This is a genomic window from Methanocalculus sp., assembly GCF_030651615.1.
Taxonomy (GTDB): domain Archaea; phylum Halobacteriota; class Methanomicrobia; order Methanomicrobiales; family Methanocorpusculaceae; genus Methanocalculus.
Genome location: NZ_JAUSCG010000210.1, coordinates 1 through 9,939, shown reverse-complemented (window position 1 = coordinate 9,939; position 9,939 = coordinate 1). Strand labels below are relative to the sequence as shown.

At 49.2% G+C, this 9,939-nt stretch carries 12 protein-coding genes; 4 read left to right on the top strand and 8 right to left on the bottom strand.

The features are described 5' to 3' along the window. Together Q7V06_RS09005 and thiC are read left to right on the top strand one after the other, a co-directional pair. Positions 1-1,496, top strand: a 1,496-nt coding sequence (locus Q7V06_RS09005) for a PAS domain S-box protein (RefSeq protein ID WP_304840750.1), incomplete at its 5' end; no start/stop codon positions are given. Between the two features lie 79 nt (positions 1,497-1,575). Beyond that, positions 1,576-2,826, top strand: coding sequence for a phosphomethylpyrimidine synthase ThiC (gene thiC / locus Q7V06_RS09000; RefSeq protein ID WP_304840748.1), 1,251 nt, complete (start codon positions 1,576-1,578; stop codon positions 2,824-2,826). Here thiC and Q7V06_RS08995 read toward each other — a convergent pair. The 4 genes from Q7V06_RS08995 to Q7V06_RS08985 form a co-directional block, all read right to left on the bottom strand. Continuing rightward, positions 2,816-3,922 (bottom strand): DUF362 domain-containing protein, encoded by a 1,107-nt coding sequence (locus tag Q7V06_RS08995; protein ID WP_304840746.1) that lies wholly within the window; start codon positions 3,920-3,922, stop codon positions 2,816-2,818. The genes thiC and Q7V06_RS08995 overlap by 11 nt on opposite strands. 163 nt (positions 3,923-4,085) lie before the next feature. Further along, complete coding sequence (locus Q7V06_RS10445) at positions 4,086-4,205, bottom strand: hypothetical protein (protein ID WP_370650838.1); 120 nt, start codon at positions 4,203-4,205, stop codon at positions 4,086-4,088. Further along, on the bottom strand, positions 4,148-4,486 hold the full coding sequence (locus Q7V06_RS08990; protein ID WP_304840744.1) for a hypothetical protein: 339 nt from the start codon (positions 4,484-4,486) through the stop codon (positions 4,148-4,150). The genes Q7V06_RS10445 and Q7V06_RS08990 overlap by 58 nt, the downstream gene beginning before the upstream one ends. Positions 4,487-4,725: 239 nt before the next feature. Next, positions 4,726-6,414: an RNA-binding domain-containing protein gene (locus Q7V06_RS08985; RefSeq protein ID WP_304840742.1), complete on the bottom strand. Its 1,689-nt coding sequence runs from the start codon at positions 6,412-6,414 to the stop codon at positions 4,726-4,728. Between the two features lie 174 nt (positions 6,415-6,588). On the opposite strand from Q7V06_RS08985, the gene Q7V06_RS08980 reads away from it, so the two are divergent. Both Q7V06_RS08980 and eif1A read left to right on the top strand, forming a co-directional pair. After that, the gene (locus Q7V06_RS08980) at positions 6,589-7,197 is read left to right on the top strand and encodes a plasmid pRiA4b ORF-3 family protein (protein WP_304840740.1); all 609 of its coding nucleotides are present in this window, start codon (positions 6,589-6,591) and stop codon (positions 7,195-7,197) included. A 343-nt stretch (positions 7,198-7,540) separates the two neighbouring features. Then, positions 7,541-7,849 carry a translation initiation factor eIF-1A gene (gene eif1A / locus Q7V06_RS08975; RefSeq protein ID WP_304840752.1) on the top strand — a complete coding sequence of 103 codons (309 nt, stop codon included), beginning with the start codon at positions 7,541-7,543 and terminating at the stop codon, positions 7,847-7,849. 9 nt (positions 7,850-7,858) lie between these two features. On the opposite strand, the gene Q7V06_RS08970 is transcribed toward eif1A, so the two are convergent. The 4 genes from Q7V06_RS08970 to Q7V06_RS08955 are packed head-to-tail and all read right to left on the bottom strand — an operon-like array spanning position 7,859 to position 9,877. Further along, positions 7,859-8,596: a hypothetical protein gene (locus Q7V06_RS08970; RefSeq protein ID WP_304840738.1), complete on the bottom strand. Its 738-nt coding sequence runs from the start codon at positions 8,594-8,596 to the stop codon at positions 7,859-7,861. Positions 8,597-8,599: 3 nt separating this feature from the next. Beyond that, positions 8,600-9,037, bottom strand: a complete 438-nt coding sequence (locus Q7V06_RS08965) for a hypothetical protein (protein ID WP_304840736.1) — start codon at positions 9,035-9,037, stop codon at positions 8,600-8,602. Continuing rightward, positions 9,012-9,335: a hypothetical protein gene (locus Q7V06_RS08960; protein WP_304840734.1), complete on the bottom strand. Its 324-nt coding sequence runs from the start codon at positions 9,333-9,335 to the stop codon at positions 9,012-9,014. Before Q7V06_RS08960 ends, Q7V06_RS08965 begins: the two co-directional genes overlap by 26 nt. 26 nt (positions 9,336-9,361) lie before the next feature. Then, positions 9,362-9,877 carry a hypothetical protein gene (locus Q7V06_RS08955; protein WP_304840732.1) on the bottom strand — a complete coding sequence of 172 codons (516 nt, stop codon included), beginning with the start codon at positions 9,875-9,877 and terminating at the stop codon, positions 9,362-9,364. Positions 9,878-9,939: the final 62 nt, after the last annotated feature.

Genomic DNA, 9,939 nt, shown 5'->3' with positions numbered 1-9,939 from the left:
CACTTGACGAGCGTTTAGCTGCAAATGAGCAGCTCAGTGCTGCTGAAGAGGAGATCCGATTCCAGATTGAAGAACTGAAAGCCTCCCATCAGTTCTTAGTAGATGAAAAGGAGCGATTTTTGGCCCTCTTCGAGACAGCAAATGATGCGATCTTCCTCCATGAGATCGATTTGGATGGCATGCCAGGGCTGTTTCTGGAGGTGAATGGACGTGCCTGCAGGAGCCTTGGGTACACCCGGGACGAACTGCTCAGATTAACGGTCATTGATATTGCCGGAGAGAAAGCCAGAAGGGAGGCAGGAGATCGGATGGATGAGCTCTTCAGAAACGGAAGCGCCATCTTTGAATCAGATCAGAAGAGGAAAGATGGTACCACCTTCCCGGTGGAGGTAAGCTCACGCCTGATGCGGCGAGGTGAAACCAACCTCATCATCTCGGTTGTCAGGGATATCACTGAACGGAAGGCATTTGAGGAGGCACTGAGGCGATCAGAGGAGGAAAAAGCGACCGTCCTTGATGCGATGCCGGTGATGCTTGCCTATATTAATGCTGACCTGACCGTTCGGTATGCAAACCGCGTCTCTGCGGATTCAGTCGGCCAAAAGCAATCTGATCTGATCGGACGCAGCTGTTATGAGATATGGCATGGACGAACCACTCGTTGTGACGAATGTCCGGTGGTCAGATCGATGGAGGTTGGAGCAATAGAAGAGGGTGAGATCCGGATCCCTGATGGAAGAATCTTTCATCTGAAAGGCTGTCCCGTCTATGACGACTCCGGTAACATCACCGGTTCAATTGAGTTTGGGATCGATATCACCGAGCAGAAAGCTGCAGAGGATGCACTCCATCTCACAAACAGGAAACTCCAGATCCTCTCAAGCATCACCCGCCACGATATCCTCAATGATATCATGGCTGCTCAGGGATTCCTCGAATTTGCCGAGGAGATGAGTGTTGATCCGAAACAGGCGAGGTACCTCAAAGAGGTGATAAAAGCAACCTCCTCCATCCAGCGGCATATCGAGTTCACACGCGAGTATGATAAACTCGGGGTCGCAGAGCCCATATGGCTTGATCTCTCAGAACAGATCGGAAAAGGAGGAGATGACCGGATTCCTATCAGGAATGAATGCAACCGGATCTCACTCCTTGCAGACCCAATGCTTGAGAAGGTCTTTTCAAATCTGATGGACAATACCATCCGGCATGCTGAAGGAGCAACCCGGATAGCAATCTCCTGCCGACTCTCGAACGACGAACTGACAATCATCTGGGAGGATGATGGCGTTGGTATCCCAGATGATCAGAAGGAGCGGATCTTCTCCCGTGGTGTTGGTAAGAATACCGGCTTTGGTCTCTTCCTGACGCGGGAGATCCTCGAGATCACCGGGATCACCATTTCAGAGACCGGCAGATACGGAGAAGGGGCAAGGTTTGAGATACGGGTTCCATCTGGGAAATTTAAGATGATTGAAGTACCTGATACATACTAACTCAAACACCCGCCGATATGCACATCTTCATTCAGGATCGGCAACAGAAAGAGGTACAGCAAACCGGAGGAACCAACAGATGAGGACTATCATAGAAGAGGCACGGGACGGTCGTATCGTTCCTGCCGTTGTAATTGCCGCGAAGAGAGAGGGGATTGAACCTGAGATCCTCATCGAAAGGCTCGCCCATGGTAGTGCCACTGTCATGGTACGGGGGGATGTCGCAGTCGGGATCGGAAAAGGATGTTCTGCAAAGGTGAATGTCAATATCGGTACTTCGACTGTCCGATCAGATATCACCGCAGAAGTACGAAAGGCTGAGATTGCCGAGCGGTACGGTGCAGATACCTTAACAGACCTCTCAATGGGTGGAAATATCAGGGAGATCCGATCTGCCATCCTTCGGAACACAAAACTCCCCTTAACAACCGTTCCGATCTATCAGGCGGTCATTGATGCCGGAGGACTCGGCAACCTTGATGCAGATCAGATCATCAGAACCCTCAGAGAACAGGCAGAGGAGGGTGTCAGCTCCTTCGTCCTCCATATGACCGATCACAAGACCCTGTCAGCTCTCAGCAGGAGTCAGCGGGTCCTTGGTGTCGTCTCAAAAGGGGGCTCGATGACGGCTGCCTATATGCTCAGGACGAAATCTGAGAATCCGTTCATTGAGCACTTCGACGAAGTGATCGAGATCGTAAAAGAGCATGAGATCATCGTTTCGCTCGGAAATACCATGCGTGGCGGCAGTATCGTCGATGGGGGAGATCCTGCCGCCGCCCTTGAGCGAAGACAGAATAGTGAGATAGCGGATCGGTTTCATAGAGAAGGCGTCCAGGTGATCATCGAAGGGTGCGGGGGCCATGTCAGGATAGACCGCATCCCCTTATGTGTCCGATTATACAAAGATGTAGCACCCTACCCCCTCTTCGTCGCCGGACCCCTTGCGACCGACCGGGCAGTTGGCCATGACCATATTGCAGGTGCTGTTGGTGCAAGTGTCGCCGTCTCAGCCGGTGCCGATTACCTCTGTGCCATCACGCGAGCAGAACATATCGGTCTGCCGACCGAAGACGAGGTTCGGGAAGGGTTGATCGCGTTTCGGATCGCTGCTCATATCGGCGATACCATCCGGATCGGATCAGATGCTGCCGATGGAAAGCTCTCTGCATGCAGGGCAGAACTTGACTGGAAGGGCCAGATCGCAAATGCAATCGATCCGGAGCGGATCGCAGCAGCCGTCCCGGATGAGGGGCCCTGTTCGATGTGCGGCGAATACTGCGCAATTAAGATCATGCGGGAGTCGCTCTCCCGCGAGTTCAGATCCTGATCAGTTCATACTCACTTTTTCCAAGCCCGATCCGTTCTCCATGACGAATCTGTGCCCGGATCGAAAGTTTAGGCCAGACACCGGAGAACTTCTCTTCCCCGGGAGCGTGGTGTTTTGCAAGTCTTGTCCCGGCAAATCCCTGCTGACCGTCGACGAGATCCAGGCTTGCTGAATCGATCGCGACGGGATCGGTCGAGGCAAGGATCCCGATATCCGGGACGATCGGACGGTCACTGAAGGGTGCGCAGTCGCAGTCCGGGGTGATCCGAAGGAGGAAGTTCAGGTAGAGTACCTTCCCGGGGAAGAGGGAGGCGGCACCGAGGGCGTACTCAGCGAGGTACTCTGACAGGGGTGCTGCATCACGCTCGTAATCGAAATATATCGCATTTTCAGGGCAATTTTCAATGCAGATACCACACCCGATACACCGGTAGGGATCAACTCTGGAGAATCCCTCAAAACTGATCGCTCCCTCCTGACATGCAGAGACACAGCCGCCGCAGCCGACACACTCCTCCTCCCTGACAATTGCGGGCATCGCCCGGTGCTGTTCGCGTTTGCCTTCTGCTGATGCACACCCCATTGCAAGGTTCTTGATCGCCCCACCAAACCCTGCGACGGCATGTCCTTTCAGGTGCGAGACGACGACGAGGGCATCGGCTTCTGCAATACCTGCTGCGATACGGGTCTCCTGGAGATGCACCCCAGAAATACCGACGATCATCTCATTTTGGGACCGGAGGCCGTCTGCAATGAGAATGGGTGCACCGGTCACTTCAGATCCAAACCCATGCCGGATTGCAAGGGCGAGATGAGATACGGCATTATATCTCATCCCACGGTAAAGGGTGTTTGAATCGGTGAGGAACGGGATACCTCCGGCTTCTTTCACCTTCGAGATGACCTGCCGGATATAGAGCGGCGAGACGAAGCTGTCGCACCCCTCCTCTCCGAAATGGGTTTTCACGGCGACAAGACCATTCTCTGGAATGATCGCCTTGAATCCGGCCTCGTCAAGGAGCCGGAGGACCTTTGCCTGAACGCTCTCTCCGGATCTTCCCGCCTCAGAAGAGACGAACCATACCTTAGCTACCATAGAAGAGATGGTGCGGTTATGGGAGAAGATACTTCGGGAGGGAGAGAAGGAGGTTTCAGGGAGCTGGGTAGCAACTATTTCCATTTTGGAAAAAACTGTCGCTGGTTGAGGCGATATATATCTATTGCGAATTGATATTATACTTAAAACCCAAAAATAACGATTATTCCGCAACACTCTTCACAACAGCTTTCGCAAAGCGTTCCTGCACCCCTCCCCACTCCTTCAACTGTGCTTCAAGTTGATCGCAGAATTCCATGAGCCGATCAACCTTTTCGACGATGCGATGCTGTTCGGCGAGGGGGGGGAGAATAATGGGTTTAACTTCGATGCTTTGATCTCCCCTTCCTTCACCAACTGCTCCTTCTCCCTCCTGATCCTCTCTAGGAGCACACTCGCAGGCTCATCGTTCTCATCCTGCGTCCCGAGCTTACCCTGCACTGCAAGCTGTAAGATCAGTTCCCTCAGCCTTGCGATCCCACCCGGTCCGGTCGCAAGGGTGGCGAAGTGCTGTAAAAGAAGGGTTTCAACATTGGTTTGGTTTTGTGTTGTTGAAGTGCTCATTATCTAAACATCCTACAATTATCTAACTTTCATCCAACTCATTTTTTTTGATTTCAAAATATTGAAGCCTATTTTTTCATTTGGAAAATTTAAGGCCTTAAAAATATCCAACTATTATCTAATACATTTCCAACATTCCCCAGTTGCCATGAAAATTTTAACAGCATAATGAACTCTATTTTTATTTTAAGGATTAGATTAAGGTAAATTTTTCCAACTCATATCTAACTCAAAGAACATTATTTATCCTTATATTGAAGTGAAGAAAGTACCCATTTTGCTCCAAATGTTTTGCTCCCCCCTTCTTTAGTTTTGATTATCTCACCCTTTCGCATTTCCTGAAGCAAATTTTTAATAAATAAACGCTTCTTCTCTTCAGACAGTGCATCTGATACTTTATCCAGTAACAGTTTTTCAATAGCAACTCTATCCGCTTCATCAAACTTCTTCAGATATTCAATAATCATATCCTTGAAATGCTGCTTGTCAAAGGAGCGTTTCCGGATATAATCCTCCTTCGTATCTGTTTCAACAGCAACTTTTTCAGAAACATAGAGATATGGACGTCGCCCTTCGATCAGTTTCTTTGATTTGAGAGATGTAAACTCAGCATCGGAGAGACGGTACCCCTTCTGAACCTTATCAAGAGAAATAACATCCAGCATATCCAGATCTTTATGTCTGATCAGCATCCGGGTATATCTTGGATCGATCACCTTACCGGTGATACGTACACTGACTCTTGTGGAATCAGTCAGATCGTAGTCGGGAAGGGGGAAGTTGCGCTCTCTCTGCGACCGGAACATCCGTTTGATACCACTTCCAACCGTGTCAATCATATTCAGTTTCACCATCGCTTCTGCGAGAAGCCGGTTTCGGTAATAGTCAGGTGGTCTGTCCCCTGTGATGAGCGATTCGATAGAGCCGGGGATGAATATCCCGCGATTGGTAAAGAGCAGGTAATCATCCCCTTCGACAACTGAAATCCGTGCCGCCTGAAGATAGTCCTGGTGAGCAATACAATTATGGAGCGTCTCCCTCATCACCCAGGTATCATACTGTAACTGTTCAATAGGAAACAGGGTTTCATCGGTCATGTAACGATAGTTAAGATTTCTGATCTTTGCAAAAACCAGATCAACTGCGAGGATAAACGGAGGACCGAAATGGACATAATCTCTCTCGATACCAGCTCCATCTCTTAATACCCAGGTTATTTGGGCAACCAAAGGAGAGAGAAGATTCGATGACTCACTCTTACCAAGAAGAATGATCGCTGCATTGGTAATCCCTCCACCAACGCAAAGCCCGATACGGTTAAGGAACTCACCATCAGACCACCTTTCAACCTCACTGGATAATTGTGGGTGCTTTTTGCTGAATTTTTCACGGGCAAATGCAATCGCATCCTGATCAAGATCTTCTATTGTGGCATTCTCAATAACCTCAGCAGACCAATCTCTGGGTTTCTGGTTCCGAATCCGATCAATCTCGGCAAACGACAGAAGGTCAATGGATTCATGAGTACGGCCATATGTTCGACCTCTCCATGCGGTGGGAATACCCCGGGGGGCCGGGGGAATCTCAAACATGATGACCCGACCATCCAGGTGGTTTGTTTCATGAATTGCGGTAAAGGTTAACAGATGGTTTGTTCCCTTTTGAATTTCTTTTTTCAACTTCTCAAGGCCGGAAGGTGTATTTCGATAGTCCGTTCCAACAACTCTTCGTGGCGGGGAGTTTGTGATACCAAAAACAAGCCAACCTGACTCTTTATTGTTGAGATTCGCCTCATTACTCAACGCAGAAAAATAACGACCCAAATCATCGGAATCGAAATTTGTTTTTGCTTCCTTGAACTCAATCCATTCGGTTTCGGTGGGAAGGTTCATGAGATCGTTCAGAATATCAAATAATTGTTCACTCATACCTAATCCCCCATTCACAACAATCAATTTCGATGGAATAACTTCTTAGAATCAATAATACGTTCTAACTGAGAGATTGAAGAAGAAAAGCCAAATAGTTATCTGTTAGGTCACCGAATCAGCCACATTCATCGTCACACAAGAGAGTCATACAAAAGAGAGAGAGGGCGCGTCATGAGAAGAGTATTTTCAACGGTATACCAATTCAAAATCGAACTCCTGGAGATTAAGCCATCTATCTGGAGGACAGTACAGATCGCCTCGACCAGCAGTTTCCGTGATCTCCATTTTGCCATCGTTGATTCGTTTGGATGGCTGGATTATCATCTCCATGACTTTTATATCGATGATCCATATACCGGGAGAGAAAAACTGATCACCAGTCTCCTGAGCGAACCACCGGAAGATAAGATCCCCTACTACGATGAGGTGAGAGAGAAAGTTGCACGATATTTCTATGAGCCCGGTATTAAAGCCCGATATGACTACGATTTTGGTGATGACTGGCATCACAGGGTCATCTTTGAGAAGGAACTTCCACGACAGGGAAATGACATGTATCCCAGGTGCATTGATGGAAGGCACCATTGCCCGCCTGAGGATGTCGGGGGTGTCAGCGGATATGCAGAGTTTCTTCGGGCCATGGCCAATCCCCGGCATAAAGAACACAAATCCTGGAAGACATGGTGGGGAGGGCCATTCGATCCCGATGAGTTCAATCCAATAACAGTCAGGTTCCGCGATCCGGTCTATCCACAGAGGTTCATCGAGGATTATTGGTGATGGCGGGTTTGGTTGCAACACATCTTTGACTCCGGTGAATCGGATGAAGATTCGGTTATTTCCCTTCTGGAAACAACTGTCACAGATGTCAGGAACTCTTACAACCAGGGAGTAAAACCACAACACCTTCAGCGCTGTCGGATATCAGAACAACAGGTACCAGACCACAGACCAAAACTGCTATCCGGTATAACACCTGAAAAGCAATACCCATCCCGCCTCACCTCAAGTGCAATCCTTTAAGTAACTCCAAGCACCATACCTAGACTACATACCTGCGCGCTTGATGCCCGGTGGCCACCATTGTGATGCAGATTCGTAAAGGGAGAAAGAGGTAGATCATCTGACAGATAATTACAGAAAAACCGGAGAACCGGAAGAGGTCGTGCGAGTCCGTCTTCCGAACAGACGTTTAAAAGAACAATTTGCAATTGCTGACCTGATGCTTGGATCAAACCATATCCGCGTCCGTTGTGGAGACGGCATCACCCGGATGGGAAGGATCAAAGGCAAGATCAAAAAGCGGGTCTGGATCCGCGAAGGTGACATCCTCATCGTCATCCCCTGGTCATTTCAGGATGAAAAATGTGATATCCTCTATCGGTATACCAAACCACAGGTAGACTGGCTCAGGGCACATAACTACCTCTGATCTCTCTTTTCAGATACCGGATATCCCGATTACAATCTTCTTAATGACGACCGTCTCTACATTTGAGTGGAAATAGGTACCCTCACTCTCAGGAGTCAAAGACAATCGTCCTTTCATATAGTTCCCCCAGGCAACCGAGTAATCGTCATCGGGATCAGGAATGTACCGGATGAAGACCAGACCATCAGGAATAGTGTATTCAGTCGTCACTGTCGAGATACTCTTCATCTCGATTCTGCCAACACCCGCAAGAGAGCGGGGACTCTCTGTTCTGACCTCAATAAATGAGAGGATCAGGACCCTTTCCGGATCATCATAATACCAGCGGGGTTCCGCGAGGAGTGCTGATCCGGGGGCGGTTCCAGGACGGGTGAGAACCGCACCATTCTCTATCGTAATATGTGTCCTGTCGATATCGGCAACATACCTGATCTTACCCGGGATTGTCCGGTATAGTTCTGTGCCATCGAATCGTTCAACAGTGAAGGTGCCGGATTCTTCCGTCACAAAGAGCACTCCGCCCGACACCTGCAGTGCCGTCTCTTTATAAGGAACCATCTTATAACTGATACTTTTGAGATCGTTCTGAAGCACGATCATCGTCTGCTCCATATTCCGGATATCAGCACCACCCTGTCCGGCAAGAAGGAGAGGAAAACCGTACAGCACCACAATCGCAATACCAATTACAACGATCGAGAAGATCAGGATGAAACCGATCGCCTCTGAAACCGCATTATCATCCATCAGTTACACCCCCCCTGAATCATAAATAACCCTGTTCCATCTGCCACCTGACGTTGTTCCACTCACCATTCGTGAAGCCCCGATCCCTGCAAGAGATATGACGGTCTCTGTCCGGGCACCTTTGACGACAATCTCCTGATCGACCCCCGAATTTCTGACGGTGATCGTATAGCTATACCCGAGCACATCATCCGGCATAGCAAAATTGGAGACGACGGAGCCTTTTACCGGAGCGATCGTATAGATATCCACGATCCGTGCCGACATCCCGTTTCCGATATCGACATATGAATGGTAGGTGAACAGCTCAGCCGGTCTCTCCATGAGGGCATCATTTGCTGTGATCATCACCATTGACATGAGAACCATCAGAATACCGGTTACCATGATGTACCCGATCAGGTTCGAGACAGCATCAGATGAGCAGCGTGATCTCTTCATAGACAGTCACTCCATTATTAAACCGGATGGTGATCATCCGTGAACCCATTATATCCGGATATGGCTCCGAATATAATTGAACAAGGGCATGGTTTCGCTTCAGCGAGAGCAGGATGATATCATCCCTGACAGCATCATTTTCTCCATACCGACTCCAGAGGAGAGCCTCTGATCTGAGATCCCGTATCTCATGTTTTGGAAACTCAAGTACACCTTCTGCTGTCGTCTGGCCAACAAGTGTCGCCTGATTGACTATCATCATCATAAAAATAAGGGCGAAACTTATGAGAAAACCCATCAGGACGATCCACTGGGCATCGTCATCTATCCGCGCCAGAGAAACACCTCCAGAAGAACCGCCTGATCACTCCCTCTTCTGAGCTTTACGGGTAGGACATCATCATCATTTTGGGAACGGATCTGCACCAGCCGGGTCACCCTGATCGCAGGATCATACCCGGTGAACCGGGCAGACTCGGTAAAAGGGATCGATATGACATCCTCTCCAACGCGGTATGTAACAACAGCAGAGTACTGAACCGGGTCCTCCGGTTCGAGGGAGCGCGTTCGAAGAAGCTGGTAAAACGTCTCATTAAAACCTGCCCGGTCCCATGAGTTGATCATCTCTTCGAGTTCTGTCCGGGCACCAGGTTGTGTTGGGAGATCCATCACTGCAAGTGCATCTGCACCAAGTTGTTCAAGGAGCATATCATCAATATGGGTATCTCCCGGAGTATAGATGCTCATCGCCTGAAAGACGATTGTAGCAGTTGCGATCATCAGAGCAGCCGCTGCAACACCTTCAATAGTATAGAGTGACGCATCTTGCCGGGCTACCATATTGCCACCTCAAGTGTACCCCGCCTGAGATCGGGGAGGGTAACATTCACATAATCATAGAT

What these genes read in the sequence shown, in the direction of transcription:
- Q7V06_RS08980 (WP_304840740.1), top strand. Translation starts at nt 6,589, where the DNA reads ATGAGAAGAGTATTTTCAACGGTATACCAATTCAAAATCGAACTCCTG.
- Q7V06_RS08970 (WP_304840738.1), bottom strand. Translation starts at nt 8,596, where the DNA reads ATGGATGATAATGCGGTTTCAGAGGCGATCGGTTTCATCCTGATCTTC.
- Q7V06_RS08990 (WP_304840744.1), bottom strand. Translation starts at nt 4,486, where the DNA reads ATGAGCACTTCAACAACACAAAACCAAACCAATGTTGAAACCCTTCTT.
- Q7V06_RS08995 (WP_304840746.1), bottom strand. Translation starts at nt 3,922, where the DNA reads ATGGTAGCTAAGGTATGGTTCGTCTCTTCTGAGGCGGGAAGATCCGGA.
- Q7V06_RS08985 (WP_304840742.1), bottom strand. Translation starts at nt 6,414, where the DNA reads ATGAGTGAACAATTATTTGATATTCTGAACGATCTCATGAACCTTCCC.
- Q7V06_RS08955 (WP_304840732.1), bottom strand. Translation starts at nt 9,877, where the DNA reads ATGGTAGCCCGGCAAGATGCGTCACTCTATACTATTGAAGGTGTTGCA.
- thiC (WP_304840748.1), top strand. Translation starts at nt 1,576, where the DNA reads ATGAGGACTATCATAGAAGAGGCACGGGACGGTCGTATCGTTCCTGCC.
- Q7V06_RS08960 (WP_304840734.1), bottom strand. Translation starts at nt 9,335, where the DNA reads ATGGGTTTTCTCATAAGTTTCGCCCTTATTTTTATGATGATGATAGTC.
- Q7V06_RS08965 (WP_304840736.1), bottom strand. Translation starts at nt 9,037, where the DNA reads ATGAAGAGATCACGCTGCTCATCTGATGCTGTCTCGAACCTGATCGGG.